This window comes from Labilibaculum filiforme (assembly GCF_002843315.1).
Lineage (GTDB): Bacteria > Bacteroidota > Bacteroidia > Bacteroidales > Marinifilaceae > Labilibaculum > Labilibaculum filiforme.
In genome coordinates, this window is sequence record NZ_MVDD01000010.1 from 1 (window position 1) to 17,476 (window position 17,476).

Sequence of the window (17,476 nt, forward strand, 5' to 3'; positions counted from 1 at the left end):
TAGATTCTATCCATAGGTGAAAAGGCTTTATGCTTATCCAGATTGCAGATGTGAAGATAAAGCATGGTGGTTTTAATATCGGTATGTCCCAACAGATCTTTAAGTGTCATAATATCAGTTCCCATTTTCAGAAGATGAGTCGCGTAAGTATGACGAAGAATATGGGAACTGATCTGTTTTTTGATTCCCGATTTCTTACGAGCTTCATTAATAATCCACCTCACACCATTTGCTGAAAAATGTTGAACCGTTCCATCGGGTCCATTGCCATTAAACAACCAGATGTATGGGCGAAGAATACCTATGTATTTTTTTAGTGCATAAGATAAGTTATCACCCAAAGGTACATAGCGATCTTTTCGCCCTTTACCTTCTTTGATGTGTAGCATTTTACGATCCAAATCCACATCTGGAATTTTTATATTGAGTAGCTCCGACCGCCTTAATCCACAACCATACATCAAAGCAATCAGCATTCTATGTTTTAGTAACTTAGGTGTTTCTATTAAGCGTTTTATCTCTGGAACACTCAGTACTACGGGAAGTTTGTGAACTTTTTTTAGCGATGGTAAGCTATGAAGTAATGGCTCTTTCCCATAGAGTTTGTAAACAAAACGCAAACCATAAAGTGTATGCTTAAAATAAGACGATGAAGGTGTTTTCTTTTTCGATTGCAGATAATGAAGGTAATCTAGTACTTGTTCAGCATCTAAATCGAGAGGTGAACAGTTAAAATGAAGTGTTAATGTAGCCAGACAACGAGCATAATTGGTCAGCGTACTCAAACTTTTACCAGAAAGCTCAATAGAGCGTTTCATCTTCCGATAAATATTGTTAAATTCATCGCATGAATTACATGCCCGTTCGATTAATGTGCTTTTTTTTCATAATACGAATTTTAAATTAAATACTATCTAAAGGTAAGTAAATGGGTTCTTTAGCTACCTTTAGGTTTCGTTCAACAAAAGCTAAATTTCATGGGCGCTGATGTTCATTTTGAAAGTTTAGTTCAACTAATAAACACCAGCAAGCCTTATAAATTTGGCTTGCCCTAAAATATAAATAAGTAAATTTAATCGGCTTGCTTACTTAGCGCTTTGATAAGGAAACTCTTTTAATCGCCCACGAAATTTAGCAAAAACGTTAGTCAGAATTTAAAACAGACTGCAAATAATTAATCATGAGTGATAATACAATTCAAATGGTGGAAAAAGAAAATCCACCAAGGAAGAAAGAAGAGTTTAGTAAACTGACAATTACAGTAAACATAAATGGAGAGCCTAAGAATGATAAAACATGTAAAAGTGCTTCATTGAAAATGCCAAAGCCATTGGTAAAAAAAGTAGAAGGACCATTTAATGAACAAGGAAAACTTGTTAAAGAAATGATAGAGGGGCAAGAGTATATCTTTAAGGCTACGGAATTTCAAAAATCAACACTTACACCAATAAAACATATTTGGTGGGCGGAAAAAATTGACGATGGAGATATTGTTGATTTGGAATATAAAAGGGATGAGAATCCATATTTAGATGAAGAAAAAGTTCTTTGTTTTAAATACAAAGTAAAGAAAGCAGAAAAAATCAGGATTTATGCCTATGTGGCAAGTCCTGCCGAAAAAGTAAGTGTTGAAGTTCCTGTTATTTCGTTTCCGTTTTATTTAGATAGATATAAAAAAGCAGGGTTTAATGAAAAAGGAACAGCTATTGCCAATGACTTATGTTACGGAGATGGAATTCATCTAGATACAGGACACTCAATATATTCGATTGAAGAGATAAAAAGTTTGAGTAGTTTATTTAGTATTCAGCTAAAGTCTACAGAAAAGTCTTTGTGGGTAGACTTTAATTCGATGGTGAAAACCGTATTTTCTGTAGGGGAAATGGAAGTTGTGGCAGGTGGTATGATTAATCATTTTAGACGTAACACAGGAGAAGAATATTCAAATTCAATTTTAACAAAACATATCATTGAGCATCCTTCTTTCCATAGATTCTGTACTAGTATGGAAGATTTAATCAAAGAAAGAGTTAATAAAAACTCATCAATTAATGATATAAGATTTAGTGAAAATAATGAATCAAAAACAAATGATCCTAGGTATTATGATGCCCCATATGGTCATCCTCGTTTTAATACATTAAAGGATACATTTAATGGAGGCTTAACAATTTGTATGAATGATACATGGGCGTATGAGGTAATTATCACTGAAGCACAAATTAATGGAGGTTCCCTCCATGTTAAATACAAAGTTGAATTATACGACCATTTTGGTTTAGATAAGCCAGATATGGAAAAGGTGTACAAGTTTGGTGCGGGATTTAGAGCTTGGTTTGTATTACAGCATGTTAGAAATTATAAGCCATTTATTACTAAAGTTAGTTTTGAAAAATCAATTGTAGTAGAATTATGAAAAATATAGTGTTTTTATTTTTAGTTATTCTTTCTAGTTGTTCTAACAGAAATGAGTTTTGCAAGTTAAATGATTTAACATATGAAGATGAGTATGTGCTACATGAGCTCTATGTAATGACTGCACCATCAGACAATCTGGATTCGTTAGCATTTCAAATATTGTATTATGTTGACTCTAAATCCATAGGGTACGGTAAAAATTACAGCTCTCATTTTTATAAGGAGACAAGGGACACGCCAAGAGATTATAAAGAAGACCATTCTTTCATTTCAGATGTTATTGCTGACCATTTAGATGATTTAATTGCAGTTGCTAAAAAGGATGAGCATAATAACTGGTCTTTAAAAATAAAAACTCATAACAACCCAGATGAATGGATTGCATATAAAACAGATATGTTGAATAAGTAACGTTTTGTAATAATGTATAAAAAACATAAGTGGCTCAGTGGTTTACGGGGCTTTTGCGCATTTAATTAGCTCCGCCAAATCAGAGATTTGACAGAGTCTGAATTTGAAAGTTACTCTGAAAATCTCTGATTTGGCTCTGTGATGTTTAGAAAGATTATTGATTTCTAATGGCACATTACACATCTAGTTCACCGTTACCAACAAGCGTAAACAAGACAGGCAGATGATATTACAAGGCATAAATGACTAGACAGTTGAGTTTAAAATAACCAATTATCAATATCCAGAGATTGACTTTGGAGATTGGGACGGAAATTGGCTTTTAATTTACTTAAATGTTCAAAGTGACCTCGGGCATTGGCAATCCCATGACCCTTCCTTGACAACTTGGGAGGTAAAAGAGTTGATAGGTTGGTTTACAGATTTAGCTAATAATGAGAAATTAAAATGTAATCCAATCGAGTTTACAGAGCCAAACTTGTCCTTCGAGTATTTTGAGACAAGTGACAGCGATAAAAAGTTTCGAATGCGATTTGCACTTGAATCCAGACCTCAATCAGCTGACACAGACAACGAATATTTTGTGGATTTTTTTTATTCACTCAACGGACTTAAACAATTATCAGCAGACTTGACCAATGAATTGGACAAATTTCCTGAGCGAAAAATTAAAAGATGAGAACGCCTGTTGGTAACATGTCGCTATAATTAATTGCCGGTTTTGTGCTGACAATCAGCTTTAAAGCCCGCAATATCTTTAGTGTGGTTCGACAGAAAGACGCTCCGCAATCGCCCACAAATTTTAGCAAGATCGTTATGGGCAAGTAAATGAAACAAAGTTAGAAATTGAACAAATGAAGAAAATACTATTATTTATTTTATTAGCGAGTATTTGTCAAATTGCTTTTTCACAAAATAACACTAATTCAAAAGATCCAGAACAGACCATATTTGTTTATGGCGGGAATCAAAATTTGAAATTCACTCAATATGTTGCTGATTTAACTCAAAAAAAGAATCCCAAAATTTGTTTTCTGCCTACCGCAAGTGCAGATAACGAAAATAATATTAAAAGCTGGAACTACTTCTGTAAACAACTGGGATTAACACCCTATATACTGAAAGTTTGGGTGGCATCGAACAAAGAAAATAAATCGTTTGAAGATATTTTGCTTAATATGGATGCGATTGTTGTTGGCGGAGGAAATACATTGAATATGTTGGGTATTTGGAAAGCTCAAGGTATTGATACACTCTTACAGAAAGCATTAAAGAAAGGCATTATTTTAGCAGGAGGAAGTGCTGGATCACTTTGTTGGTTTCAATCAGGAATTAGCGACTCTCGTCCAGTAAAATTATCTGTGATCGATGGTATGTCTTTTCTTCCTTTTAGTCATTGTCCACATTATTCCGATAAGCTAAAAAAAGAAGTCTATCACGAACAAATTAAAAACAAAACCATTAAAGCAGGTTATGCTTGTGACGATAAGTCTGGTATTTTATTTAGGAACGGCAAGTATATCGAAACAGTTAGCTTGAATGATATTAACAATTCTTATTATGTTGCTCTAAACAATGGTGTCGTTGAGTCGACAAAGTTGTTAACAAGAATACTGGTAAATAAAGATGCTTTATCTGTTGAAGATTATAAATCGGTAGTTGTAAACAAAAGCTTGAAAGAATATCCCGAAATCAATATACAAGATAGCCCTCTAGATGCATTTATTTCTTTTAAATATCTCTCTGTCAATGGGCAGAATTCAAAATATAAAAAAATAAGTTGTTTCTCTATGCAAAGTCGATTAAATGAGGATACTCCTAATACAATAGTTGATAATAAAACCAGAGATAAACATCTGAATACTGTTGTAAGTAAGGTGTTTATTTATAATGATTTGGTTGCAGGAGTGGTGAATAGAATGCATGATTATTATGGATTATGGTTTTTTTATCAGGAAAATGGTAAATGGCTGAATGCTGGAGAATACTTCGGTGGAGCAACAGTATTAGAAGCCGAAATTGCATTTAGAGAAAACGCAAAGATGCATTTAGGAAAAGTGAAAAAGACAATAATGGAGAAATAGTAATAATTACAAGGGTTTTAAGCTGCTTCAACTTTTGTTTAGGTTGAAAGGTTTGCAGTTCGCAAACGGCTTCTATTCCTGTACTAAACGTTAGCTCAAATTATGAGAAACCACTGCAAACATGAAAATTAACAGATAGAAATTAAAAACTATATGAAACGTCCATGTATAAAGCTTTCCACACACAGCGAGATGATTATTCCAGCATGGTAATCCCGAAAGCTTTTGGGACCATATGGCAAAAACTTAAAGTTATAATCAATATGAAAAAGCAAAAAATTATTATCCTGACAGTTTTACTATTTTCTTTCCAAATTACATTTTGCCAAAATAAATTCGAAAAATTGCCTGAACAAAAAACAGACAAAGGAAAAATTGAATTTGCATCAAAAATTGCATGTTCATATTTTGAAACCTTAAAGACTGGAAATCATTATGATTTTAAAGACGAAGCAACAATTCAATTTAAAAAGTCTATGACTCCCGAATTGCAAATGCAATCCTATTTGCAAATAAAACAAGCTGTGGGAAATTTTAAGTCAATATACTATTCAGAGACTTGGATTGAAAATGAAAAAAGAGGAATTGAAATTATTAGGTTTAAAGGAAAATTTGAGAGAAGTATAGTACCCCTTGAAATTAGAGTTGTAATAAACTCTTCGAATAAAATTGCAGGGTTTTGGATAAAACCTTGGAAAGATAATTTAAATGAATCTTAGAATAGAAAAAATAAGACAGTCAATTCTATTTGTCTTGCTTTGGTGCTTTTAGAAGGCAAAAGCCTTTCATTGTGCCTGGTATTTAGTAAGATTATTATAGGCAATCAAATTACATATATGCAAAAAAGTTATCTTAAAATTATATTCTTATCATTAATTACTTTAGGTTTTACTCCTGTTAAGTACGAATCTAGTAAATATTATACTAAGACTAAAGCTGATGCAGCCTATCAATATTGTCGAAAGAATGGTTTTAGTACAGAGTTCTGTTTGCTAGTAGACATGAGTATTCATTCTGGAAAAAATAGGTTGTTCATTTACGATTTTAAAAAAGATTCAATTGTAGATAAGGGACTTTGTGCTCATGGTTGTGGCGTTAACAAGTGGGGAACAGAAGAAACAAAGACGAATCCAAAGTTTTCGAATGTAGATAATTCTCATTGCACCTCAGTGGGCAAGTATAAAATTGGAAAAAGGGGCTATAGTAATTGGGGAATTAATATTAATTATAAACTTCATGGCTTAGAGGATTCTAATGATAATGCGTATTCACGAATTATCGTTCTTCATGCTTGGGATATGGTTTCAGAAGAAGAGATTTTTCCGGTTGGTACGCCCGAAGGGTGGGGCTGTCCTGCTGTTTCAAATGGTTTAATGAGAAATATCGATAGCCTGTTAAAAAATAGCAGTAAGCCGGTTTTGTTATGGGTTTATGAATAGCTACTTAATTAAAAGAATTAGTATAGGTTTCAGATTTTAATACAAATGAAAAATAGAATAAAATTAGTAGCCGTTATCCCTGCAGTTTGGGTTTGTCTTTTTGATGTTATAATCACTTTGGTTTATCAGCCAGCAGAATATTGGAGTGGCGATTTAAGTTTGGCCAACGAAGCAAATCCAATAGGCGCTTTTGTTATGAAATATCACACATCAGGCTTATTTATACTTTCCGCTTTATGGTTGGGTTTAATTGTTCTTTTGGGTTATTACCTACCTAAAAAATGGGCGAGTATTTTTTTACTATTTGTGTTTATCGCTCATTGCTTTGGAGGAGCTTCGTGGGTAAATATCCATTTCGGATTTTGGGCTGTGATGCTCTTTTTTCTCTTTAATTCCATCTTATATCATAGAATAGATACACTTGTTAAGTGTAACGAGAAATAACTATTGTAATCAATAAAATATAAAATGATGAACTGTTTAAAATGTCAAACGCAGAATGAAGGAAATGCTAATTTTTGCAAGCTATGTGGAACAAATTTACAGACGAACTTAAAACCAAAAAGGGAAGATGAAATTAAGGATTCTCTTCTTCTTATATTTATTATAATTGGATTTGTTTCAGTTCTTGTAAGTATAGTAATGCCCCGGTTGGGTTCAAGTTGGCTTGGAGAATCAGTTGTATATATTCAAAGACTTTTTTGGTTTATTAGCAGCCTTAGTTTTTTACTAATTCCCTTCGCCATTACAAATAAAAATATAAAGACTATTGGACTAATTTTTTCAGTTGTGAGTGTGCTCTATTGGATTTACCTTAATATTCAAACTTTTTGACATAAAAAAATAGCAATAAATTATGAAGAATATTTTAACAGGTTTACTCTTAATTTTATTCAATACTTTCGTTTATTCACAAGCGAAAATAGAGAAAGACCTTGACTTTGATGGTATTATAGATACTGTTTCTATCGATCACTTGCAATCAATAATTTGTTGTCAGTTGTCGAGTAGTGGATTTAAGACATTGCAAACTAAACCTTTCGATATTCTTGATGAAAATGCATTGCTTACGGAGGCTAGGAATGGGTTTTATCTGAAAAATAATTGGATGCGTTCTGGTTATTCTCTGCAATTTAGATACGATAATAAATTCAAAAAAATAAGACTTATTGGAATGAGTCGATATGAATTTGGAAATGCTTCAAATGATGGAAGTGGAGAGTCAAGCGTTAACCTGTTAACCTCTGGTTATGTTGGAAATTGGAACTATTATGATGAGGTGAAAAATCAGCTTGTAAAATTGCCTGCTATAAAGGAAAAGATGCATTTTGATAAAATTTATTTCGAAAATTTAGATGATAGTATCTACTTTAATTATGCCGAGCGATGTGCTGATATCTATCATCGAGTTAGAGATTTGTCTTTAAGTAAGGCGCATCCAACTTTCAATATGCTTGTTGCGGAAGCCAATAGTTATTTAGATTCTTATGGGCAACTTTCACCATTTGATGATTCTCATCATGCCTTTAATCAGATTAAATTACTGCCAAATGATAGGGATGAGATTTTAAAACATCAGGAAGACTTTGAATTTGTTACGAATGATTCTATTGGAAACTATGATTTAATCGTTTATCTGCAGGGGAAAATAAAGAATAAGCTCAATGAGATTTTTGATCATAAAGATTTTAATGAAGCTAATTTAGCGAAATTGAATTCAGGAGGAGATCTTGTTGTGGTGAAATCAAGCGATGGAAAATTATACAATTTCTCTTTGGATGAAAAAACGGGAGGAACATATCGAAGTCGTATTTCATGGATGAATTTTGTTGGGATAAATGCTACAGATCTTTATAAAAGCTTAGATTTTAAATCTTCTGAAAAATTACCCGCTATCTTTTCAGTGTTTGAAGGTGATGGTTTCACTGGGATTTATGCAATTACTACTAATGTAGGAATAAAATATGTGCTTACAGGTTATGTCAGAGGTTGTTCATCCTGTCATCTTACTTTTGTTCAATTGGTACACTTAAATTCGAATCAGTTTGAGCTCGATTTTGATTATTCAGTATATTTGAGAGAATGGGATACAGGTGTTTCGTATGATCCGGAAACAAATACAATTGTTTCAGATTATGTGACAGATGATTTAACGACTACTTGTGATTGTTCGAATAGGCTTACCAAACACAAATCGAAAGATTCCGATGAGAATGATGAGGAAGGGATTGAGAAAAATTGTCATTGTATTTTTGAATTTGATGGTTCAAATTTTATACTGGTAAAGCACACCGAAGAAGAAAAAGAAGGATAGTTGGTTGCTACAATTATATGTGTGAGGAATAGACTTAGTAAGATTTTTAAGAACATTATATATATCGAACATGATCGAAATTTTTATCGTTTCAATAATTATTGCCTTAATCTTTACACCGACTATTTTTAAATTTATTCAGGCAATTCGAATGGGGGCAAAAATTTCATTTGAGAGGGGTATGGGGATGAGTTTTCGAAAAACGTTTAAGATGGAGTTGATAAAAGCTATTGCCTTATCTCAGAAATTAAATTATAATATTGATTTATATATACTTGAAGCTCATTTTTTAGCAGGAGGTTCTCCGTTGAGATGTGTTGAAGCTTTAGAGTATGCAAAACAGAAAGGAATACATTTAGAGTTTTCACTGGTGGCTGGAGCGGATCTTGCTGGCAAAGATTTGATTGATGCTATCAATAAAACGAAGGAAATATTTAAACTGGAATTTTCTGAATCTAGAATTCAAGATTCAAAACTTAATTTTTTTAAGTTTGAGTTTAAAGGAGAGTATAAGCTGAATTTTGGAGGTGTTTGTTTTGCTACAATAGACAAAAAACAACTAATTAAAGAAGTAAAAGAAAAGCTGACTAAGTATCTTGAAAACTCAGAGCCAATAGGAAATAGTCGAATTAATAAAATTCTATCAGAAGTGATTTTTGACGATAAGTACTGGGAGTCAAAAGGACTTATTCTAGTCAATCAAGAAGTAACTTTACAGCCAATAAAAGATTAATTGTGATGAGTGGTCAGGATGATTTTCACTAACGATAATTATGAAAATAGATATAATAAAAAAAGTTACAGCTCTCATTTTTATTTGGATACAGCTAAATTGTTTGTGTTGTTATTCTCAAAACAGTACTGAAAAAGATGTTGAAATGAGTAAGGAAGTCGAAGAAATTATTCAATTGGGAAAAGATTCTATTGTTCAGATGGCCATAGATTTGCTTGGTGAAAAAATGCGTGCAGAAAATTTTGCAGAAATTAAAGTACTTACCAATGGTAAAGAAGTATTTGTGTCATTTTTAAACCCAATAAAATACCTCCCCATTAATTCTGTATTCTATTGTGATGCTGGTGTAGGTCTTCTTGGGCAATCTGGTTCTATAGAGTCATTAGCAAATCCAGAAGGGTATTCTATTAATGAGCCATTTCCATTTTATCAACCAAATGAAGATACAAAGAGGAATATTCAATTTGTACTCGAAGCAATTGATAATATGGAAGCTTCTGATGTAGATAATTTTGAAGATGAAATGATTATTCGTGAAAACGAGGAATACTACGATATAAGCGTGGTTTCAGAATATGTGGAGTCTTGGTATAAAATAAAAAAAGTGACTGGCGAGATGTATGATGTTGGTCATGCTCACCTTGAACCTATGTCCGTTGAAGCTAATGATGATGAGATTTATAAAGAAATAAGCTTTGCAGAATAAGGAAATTTTAAGCAACCGATAAAAGAGAATCGGTAAATAGGTTTTAGCCACATAAAATATAATAGGAGTTGGGTAAGAGTATCTGTTATCATGATATTCTTAAGAGATAATGCCCTGTAAAATAATTATAATAATTTTTTGTTGCAGCTTTATTGTTTTGTAGATTCAGGGACGAAAAGATAATATGTGTTAATTACTGCCCTATATGGGTCGGTAAAGACACTTTTTCAAAGAATATTATAAACGAAATAAAGCCTATTGCTTTATTTGGGAGTTGTAAAACATTTTAAGAAACATCCTGCATGAAAAATAAGTTGACAATGAGAACGATTTTCAAAATTTGGATTTTGATTAATACCATTTGGATAATCAATGGATGTAAACAAAATAGTCAAGAAAATAAAACTCCAGATTTTCAATTTGATTCTATACATACTGTAATTTCCGACACATCACAGCTCAATTGGATTGCGAGAGATTTAAATTCATTGTGGACACCAAATACCAATGATTTAAACATAACTGAATCAATTCTCAAGACAGCGATTAAAGAAAATATGAATGAATACTGGTCATTGCTTGATACTTTGACAGTTAAAAAATATCATAGACAATATACTTTCTATACAAACTCAAATAATGATTCTATAGTTTTTATTAATGCATTTTGTCGAGTATTAAATATACCTGTTGATTCTGCAGGAATCTGGATTATGAGACCATGCGATTGGAAAAATACCTTTATGATGGTAAATGACGGAGGTGATTGTTACTGGTCGATTAAGATTAACTTGACACGAAAGACATATTTTGATTTCAAGGTAAATGGAGAAGCATAAATTAAACACAAAACTATTTGTTTGCTGAATGACAAAGCTTAAAATAAATAACAACAATGATTAAATATTTAATTATCACATTTTTTGCTATTACCATGTTGTTATCATGTAAAACAACAAGCGTGATACTCATCGAAGGAGATTTATATTTTCAAATGGTAGATTTCTTCAATTTCAATAATGCACCAGATTCTATACTGACTAAAATTGAGAATCAAATGACGAACATAGATTTGGATACGATAGCTGAGAATGATAGAAAAGTATATGAACTGATTAAATATGCGATTGACCAAGATGTTCTTCGATTGCCATATATTAGATTGCAGACTTCAGAAAATGAAAAGATAATGCTATACATGGATGAAGATATTTACGAGCGATTTGATAGTTTAAAATGTTTTGATTTAAAAAAAGAGGGAAAGAAAATTCATATTTCAGCTTTGACAAATGATATTTCATATAAGGACATAAAAGCTTATAAACTCATTAAGCTAAAAGTATTTGAGAAAATTGACGGACAAACTGAGTGTAGAAAATAAAAAACGTTTTACAACACGCAATATACGTAAGCCGGGGATTGTGGGTAAATCTATGTTTTGTACATTTACTCAAATTTGTAACGGTTTGACAAGTTTGAGCTTCGAAATCCCGGCCTCCGCATATTGCCATCCGTTAGGCAGTATTAACCACAGGATTGACTCAATAATAGAAAAACTAAATAATGAAAAGAATTATATTAACTTATACAATATTCTTAGCAGTTTTTACAGGAATATGTAACGGACAAAATTCAGTTGTAAAGTTAAGCAAGAATTATACGGTTAATAATCCTGAGAAGCTATTGATACAAGATATTGAGAAAGATATTGATATAGTTTTATCAATTCCAAAAACTCTTTCAACTGAGAAAGTTTACAATTCAAGTGGGAAAATCATCAAAAGAACCTCATATAGTAATAGTAAGGTTGACCATGTCGCCACTTACAAATATAATGACACTGGAAATAGAACGGAATGGATTGGAGAATCTAATTATTTTACATTTAAATGGGTCTACTTCTATAATAAGCAAGGGAAAAATTATAAAGACATAAAATATCATGGAGACAGGTTGTTTCAGAGGTATGAATATGAATTTGAAGGCGATAATATTAAACTGCAACGGTATTTTGATTCTGATGGAAAGAATTTTTGGACAAACCATTATACTTATGATTCTAAAGGAAGAAAAATAACTTATAAAATGACGCATATAATAAAGGAACAAGAGGAATCTGCTAATTACAAATATGATAATTGCGACAATCTACAATCACAAGAAATGTATGATTATAAAGTTGCTTTAAAGTGGAAAGATTTCAATGTTTATGATAAAAATAACAATAAGGTGGAAACAATTCGTTACGACAAAAATAAAGATATTGTAGAGAAAGCATACTTAAGATACAACAGCAATAATGACCTTATAGCAATAAAATCATTTGACAAAGACAATAATCAGGTTGACCATGTTAGATACATCATTAAATATGATAACGAAGGACACAAAGTGATTGAGGTATATGTAAAAGATGATGTGATAAGGACAATTGACATAAATAAGATAGAATATTATCAATAACACTGCTTTTAACGCATAAAAACAATAGCCGAAACAGCAGTAATTTCAAGGGTTTTAAGCCGCTTCAACTTTTGTTTAGGTTGAAAGGTTTGCAGTTCGCAAACGGCTTCTATTCCTGTACTAAACGTAAGCAATAGAATTTAACATGAAACTGAAATCGCTATTAAGAACAATTTTAAAATACTTAACAGTTATATCCTCGATTGGATTTATGGCTTGGCTTATTTCAGACTTTTTTGGAGGAATGATTATTCATTTGGTAATGCTATGGTGGTTAATAATTCCAATAGTTATATTATTTGGTATAACATTGCTCATTTCAATAATCTTGATAATAAAAGAAGGAATTAAGAATAATAAATTGATTTCAATATCTCATGCTTTGAGCTTGCTGGTGATACTATTGTTTTTCCTATATAATTCGGAGCTATTAAAATCAAATAAAGTAATGGATGCGTCTTTGATAGATGATCTAAGTCGAATTGATTTAATTTTTAGAGAAAATGGAACCTTCGAGACAAATGTTTCAGGTATGTTTGGCTATTCAGAAAAAATTAGAGGTAAATATATATTGAAAAATGACTCAATTATCTTTTTAAATAAACCATATTCCAATGACTTTATTCCAGACACGGTATTAATTGACAATGACAAAAATTCTATTTTCTTTCGAAAGAATAAAGATGGGGAATTTAATAGGGAGAAATCCTTTGTGAATTATTTTGAAATTAATTTTAAAGAGTTTAAATAAAGCAAACTACTATTTACAGCGAAAACAAAATTATAATAGGCAGTATTGCATATCCCGAAAGCTTTTGGGAGTTCACAAAACTTATAGTCACAATATTAATAATACCACAGATCATACTCTTAAAAATACAGAACAAATGAAATCAATATTATTAGGATTAATTTTTAGTTTTTCCTCATCAATACTATTTGCTCAAACGGAATATTTAGAGGTTCTAGATGTGAATAGTAAAGCTAAAACATCAGAAGAATATTTTGTTAGACAAGATCAAAATGATATTAAAGAGGGGAGATATCTTTTTAAGTATAGAGGTAAAGTACAAGTAAAAGGGGAATATTTTAATAATAATAAAATTGGGGAATGGATCTATACTCCAAGTTCAAATTTTAGAATTGTAGGGAACTATAAAGAGAACAGGAAGGAAGGCGAGTGGCTCTATACTCAAAATGGTACTCAGATTTCGATTTTAAACTATACGAGTGGATTATTGGAAGGAAAACAATTTGGTTATTTTGAAAACGGATCACTCGCTTGCGAGTTAATCTATCGAATGGGAAAAAGGAATGGAGTTGAAAAACGATATTATTCCAATGGGAAAATAAAGGAGGTAACTAATTATAAAGATGATATGATTCATGGTGAGAATGTTAGATATGCTGAAGATGGTGCGGTTATTTCTAAGCTGATCTATGAAAAAGACATTCCTCTTAGTTTAGAGGTTCAAAGTGATTCTACTATAAATTCTAATTATTCAGGCAATTTAACGGCCGGCAACGGTATCTTGAGAACTGTTAATTTCAAGGATAATAAAGAACAAGTACTTCTGGTGCGAAATTTTAAAGATTCACTTTTAGACGGGGAAATTATAGGATATAACTACGATGGATATAAAATTTTTACTGGACAATATCAGAAAGGAAATATGATTGGCACATGGAAATTTTATAATCCTGTCGGAGGATTTAGTCATACTAAGGAATATCTGCTCACCCAAAAATTAAAAGTAGATTCAACTGAGACTTTTACATTGAAACTTAACGAACGATTTATAAATATAGAGGATATGCCAAAATTTGAAGGAAATGATTTAAAGCTTTTCCAATATTTTATTTCGAGAATTGTAAAATATCCTATTTCATGCTTAAACAATGGAATAAAAGGAAAGGTTTATGTAAGTTTTGTTCTTAGTAAGGAAGGTAAAGTAGAAGAGGTAAGCTTAGATAATTCTGTTCATCCATTAATAGATCAGGAATCGTTGTATGTAGTTAATTCATCCCCTTTTTGGATTCCTGGGTTTGCATCAAGAATTCCTGTGAAGATAAGCTTTACAGTTCCAATAAATTTTGACTATATGTAATGCTGAATCCGAAGGATTCAACTATTTATAGAGAACAAAACAATAACAGGATATGATCCCATAGGGGTTAAACAAAAAGGGAGGATATTTATTCTATAAACGTAGAATTCCTTGGGGATTGTTAAATAACAAACAATTAAGATGATAGGATTTTAAATATAACTAAGCAATTAAATTACGATACAATTATGGATGATAAAATAACAAAACAGATTAATTTTTTGAAAATATATTCTGGGTTTTTGACGCTTGCACTCTTGGGCGTCATTTTTTATGTAATAAACCAAAGCACAGAAAGTAAGCTTAAAGAACTTACTGTAGAGAGAATTAATATTGTTGAAAGTAATGGGGATTTAAAATTGGTGATTAGTAATAGCAGCAGACAGCATCAGGGAATAATAAATGGAAAACCATTACCGAAAAGAGAGAGACAAGCGGGATTAATTTTTTTCAACTCGGTAGGAGATGAATGTGGTGGATTGATATATGATGGAAATGACAAAGGTGCAGGCTTAGTACTTTCGGTAGATAAATACCGTGACGACCAAGTAATGCAACTGCGATACATCGAGAATACGGAAAATAATGCCAGAACCTATGGCATGCAATTTTGGGATTATCCTAAAGAAGACAGCTATCAGCAAAGAAATAATGCTTTCGAAGCTTTGCAGAAAATAGAAGATGAAGCGGAGAAAAGAGATGCCTACCTAAAAATGAAACAGGATTCTTTGTTGGCAGAAGATAGAATGTTTGTTGGCAAGAAAATGAACAATGATATCGGACTATTTATTAATGATAATAAGGGAAGACCAAGAATAAGGATTTATATAGACACTGATAATAATCCAAAAATAGAACTTCTAAACGAAGAAGGGAATGTTCTGGTAAAAGAATAAACCGATATTCAATAAAAGGCGGTAGTAAAAATAATATGGAAAATTTAGCATTATGATTTTAAAAGCAACAAAACTATTTCTTGGATTATTAATCTGTTTTCAGGTTTCGGGACAAGTGGCGCCTGATAAATTTCAGAATCCAATAGTACCGGGTTTTTATCCCGATCCTTCCATTTGTCGTGTTGGAGATACCTATTACCTAGTTAATTCAAGTTTTGAATGGTTTCCGGGATTGCCTATTCATAAAAGCAAAGATCTTATAAATTGGGAGAAGATTGGTTATGGTTTTCATAGTACCGACCAAATTGAATATAAGGATGGGCTTGCTGATTCGAATGGCATTTTTGCACCAACTATTCGTTTTCACGAGGGCACTTTTTATATTATATGTACCATGGTAGGGCAAAATGGCAATTTTATAATAAAGGCACAAAATCCTGCTGGTCCGTGGAGCAAACCCATCTGGATTGAAAATGCTCCGGGAATCGACCCATCTCTTTTTTGGGATAATGGGAAGTGTTACTACACAGGAGCTGGAGTGATTGATGATTCGAGTAAGGAATGGCCTGGGAAAAATGGTATTTGGATGCAGGAAATCGATCCAGATAAGGGCGTATTATTAGGCGAAAAAAAGCAACTTACCTATGGGCACGCTTCGAATGCTCGTTGGGCCGAGGGGCCACACCTATATAAAATTAACGGGGAGTATTTACTGTTAATTGGCGAGGGTGGTACTGGCGAATATCATTCGGTTACCGTATTTAACAGCAAGAATATTTGGGGGCCTTATGTTCCAAATCATGCCAATCCTATTATGAGCCACAGACACTTGGGCGACACGCACCCAATAGGACAAACCGGTCATGCCGATTTGGTTCAAACTCAAAATGGAGATTGGTGGAGTGTTTTACTTGCAAAAAGAAAAGTGGATGGTTTTGTGACTCTTGCCAGGGAAACTTTTTTGGCGAAAGTGGTAATGACTGAACAGGAAAGCGGTGTTACGCCAATTTACAATCCCGGAATAGGACTTTTGCAGGAAGAACAAGAACGTCCTGATTTAGCGTGGACACCTGTTGCAGCAATAAAAACCAGAGACGATTTCGATGGCGAAACTCTTGATCTGGAATGGAATTTTCTTCGCACTCCCAGCTATAAATGGTACCATCAAAAAAAGGGAGTAATGGAGCTGATCTTACGTCCCGAAATGTTAACCGAATTTGTAAATCCATCCTTTTTAGCAAAGCGTACAAGGTATTTCAACTATTCGGCAAGTACTAAGCTTAGCTTCTCTACAAACAAAGAGAATGAAAAAGCGGGATTGGTTATTTATCGCCGACATGGCAATAATTACCAGCTTTTAAAAGGGAAGGATGAATTGGTTTTAATTAAAAATTTTCAGAAAGATAATGTAGGGGAGTTGGAGCCTGAAATTGTAGCTTCGATTCCTTATAACAAGAAGGTGCTCGTGTTAAAAGCAGAAGTGAGGGGAATCGAAGTTCAGTTTTTTTATGGCGAAAATGAGAATGATTTAAAACCAATTGGTCAAATTCAGGATTATACCATAGTTTCCGACGAAGTGGCTCAAAAGTTTAATGGAGTGTATGTGGGAATATATGCTAGTTCGTTTGGCGAAGCAAGTACACAGCTTGCAAACTTTGATTGGTTTGTAATGGGCAAAGAGGATTAGAGGATCACCTGCCAAATTTGATACAAGTAAAGCTGGTTCTGTTTTCGTTGGAAAAAGCAGGCGTTTAGCTTAAATAGCATTATAGAATTGCCAAAATAGGCAACTATAAACGGGAATTGAAAACAGATTCCTTTGAATAATCATGATTTTAAAACATAGAATAGTAAAGCCTGGAAGAATATTCCGGGCTTTTTTATTTCCTGATGAGGCAATATTA

General features: G+C 32.5%; 18 protein-coding genes. 17 read left to right on the forward strand and 1 reads right to left on the reverse strand.

Going from position 1 to position 17,476, the window contains the following annotated elements:
• Nucleotides 1–818, reverse strand: an 818-nt coding sequence (locus tag BZG02_RS13595; protein WP_101261992.1) for a tyrosine-type recombinase/integrase, incomplete at its 3' end; no start/stop codon positions are given.
• 362 nt (nucleotides 819–1,180) lie between these two features.
• Here BZG02_RS13595 and BZG02_RS13600 point away from each other — a divergent pair.
• The 17 genes from BZG02_RS13600 to BZG02_RS13685 all read left to right on the forward strand — a co-directional run bounded on the left by BZG02_RS13600 (nucleotide 1,181) and on the right by BZG02_RS13685 (nucleotide 17,259).
• On the forward strand, nucleotides 1,181–2,416 hold the full coding sequence (locus BZG02_RS13600; protein WP_101261993.1) for a DUF3289 family protein: 1,236 nt from the start codon (nucleotides 1,181–1,183) through the stop codon (nucleotides 2,414–2,416).
• A complete protein-coding gene (locus BZG02_RS13605; RefSeq protein WP_101261994.1) occupies nucleotides 2,413–2,829 on the forward strand; it encodes a hypothetical protein in 417 nt (138 codons plus the stop codon). The genes BZG02_RS13600 and BZG02_RS13605 overlap by 4 nt, the downstream gene beginning before the upstream one ends.
• A gap of 265 nt (nucleotides 2,830–3,094) precedes the next feature.
• Nucleotides 3,095–3,508 carry a WapI family immunity protein gene (locus BZG02_RS21360; RefSeq protein WP_425432624.1) on the forward strand — a complete coding sequence of 138 codons (414 nt, stop codon included), beginning with the start codon at nucleotides 3,095–3,097 and terminating at the stop codon, nucleotides 3,506–3,508.
• Nucleotides 3,509–3,683: 175 nt separating this feature from the next.
• A complete protein-coding gene (locus BZG02_RS13615; protein ID WP_101261996.1) occupies nucleotides 3,684–4,913 on the forward strand; it encodes a Type 1 glutamine amidotransferase-like domain-containing protein in 1,230 nt (409 codons plus the stop codon).
• Nucleotides 4,914–5,176: 263 nt separating this feature from the next.
• Complete coding sequence (locus tag BZG02_RS13620; protein WP_143470475.1) at nucleotides 5,177–5,632, forward strand: hypothetical protein; 456 nt, start codon at nucleotides 5,177–5,179, stop codon at nucleotides 5,630–5,632.
• Nucleotides 5,633–5,749: 117 nt separating this feature from the next.
• Nucleotides 5,750–6,352, forward strand: coding sequence for a murein L,D-transpeptidase catalytic domain-containing protein (locus BZG02_RS13625; protein ID WP_101261998.1), 603 nt, complete (start codon nucleotides 5,750–5,752; stop codon nucleotides 6,350–6,352).
• A gap of 45 nt (nucleotides 6,353–6,397) precedes the next feature.
• Nucleotides 6,398–6,796: a hypothetical protein gene (locus BZG02_RS13630; RefSeq protein WP_101261999.1), complete on the forward strand. Its 399-nt coding sequence runs from the start codon at nucleotides 6,398–6,400 to the stop codon at nucleotides 6,794–6,796.
• Nucleotides 6,797–7,208: 412 nt separating this feature from the next.
• Nucleotides 7,209–8,666, forward strand: coding sequence for a hypothetical protein (locus tag BZG02_RS13640; protein WP_101262001.1), 1,458 nt, complete (start codon nucleotides 7,209–7,211; stop codon nucleotides 8,664–8,666).
• A 70-nt stretch (nucleotides 8,667–8,736) separates the two neighbouring features.
• The gene (locus BZG02_RS13645) at nucleotides 8,737–9,399 is read left to right on the forward strand and encodes a flotillin-like FloA family protein (protein ID WP_101262002.1); all 663 of its coding nucleotides are present in this window, start codon (nucleotides 8,737–8,739) and stop codon (nucleotides 9,397–9,399) included.
• A 145-nt stretch (nucleotides 9,400–9,544) separates the two neighbouring features.
• Nucleotides 9,545–10,105, forward strand: coding sequence for a hypothetical protein (locus BZG02_RS13650; protein WP_143470476.1), 561 nt, complete (start codon nucleotides 9,545–9,547; stop codon nucleotides 10,103–10,105).
• A 320-nt stretch (nucleotides 10,106–10,425) separates the two neighbouring features.
• Nucleotides 10,426–10,944 carry a hypothetical protein gene (locus tag BZG02_RS13655; RefSeq protein ID WP_143470477.1) on the forward strand — a complete coding sequence of 173 codons (519 nt, stop codon included), beginning with the start codon at nucleotides 10,426–10,428 and terminating at the stop codon, nucleotides 10,942–10,944.
• Between the two features lie 122 nt (nucleotides 10,945–11,066).
• Nucleotides 11,067–11,486, forward strand: coding sequence for a hypothetical protein (locus tag BZG02_RS13660; RefSeq protein ID WP_143470478.1), 420 nt, complete (start codon nucleotides 11,067–11,069; stop codon nucleotides 11,484–11,486).
• 182 nt (nucleotides 11,487–11,668) lie between these two features.
• Nucleotides 11,669–12,568, forward strand: a complete 900-nt coding sequence (locus BZG02_RS13665; protein ID WP_101262006.1) for a hypothetical protein — start codon at nucleotides 11,669–11,671, stop codon at nucleotides 12,566–12,568.
• Between the two features lie 145 nt (nucleotides 12,569–12,713).
• A complete protein-coding gene (locus tag BZG02_RS13670; protein WP_101262007.1) occupies nucleotides 12,714–13,319 on the forward strand; it encodes a hypothetical protein in 606 nt (201 codons plus the stop codon).
• Nucleotides 13,320–13,455: 136 nt separating this feature from the next.
• Nucleotides 13,456–14,676 (forward strand): TonB family protein, encoded by a 1,221-nt coding sequence (locus BZG02_RS13675; RefSeq protein WP_143470479.1) that lies wholly within the window; start codon nucleotides 13,456–13,458, stop codon nucleotides 14,674–14,676.
• Between the two features lie 188 nt (nucleotides 14,677–14,864).
• Nucleotides 14,865–15,572, forward strand: a complete 708-nt coding sequence (locus BZG02_RS13680) for a hypothetical protein (RefSeq protein WP_218972243.1) — start codon at nucleotides 14,865–14,867, stop codon at nucleotides 15,570–15,572.
• Between the two features lie 52 nt (nucleotides 15,573–15,624).
• Nucleotides 15,625–17,259 (forward strand): glycoside hydrolase family 43 protein, encoded by a 1,635-nt coding sequence (locus BZG02_RS13685; RefSeq protein WP_101262010.1) that lies wholly within the window; start codon nucleotides 15,625–15,627, stop codon nucleotides 17,257–17,259.
• The last annotated feature ends 217 nt before the right edge of the window (nucleotides 17,260–17,476 follow it).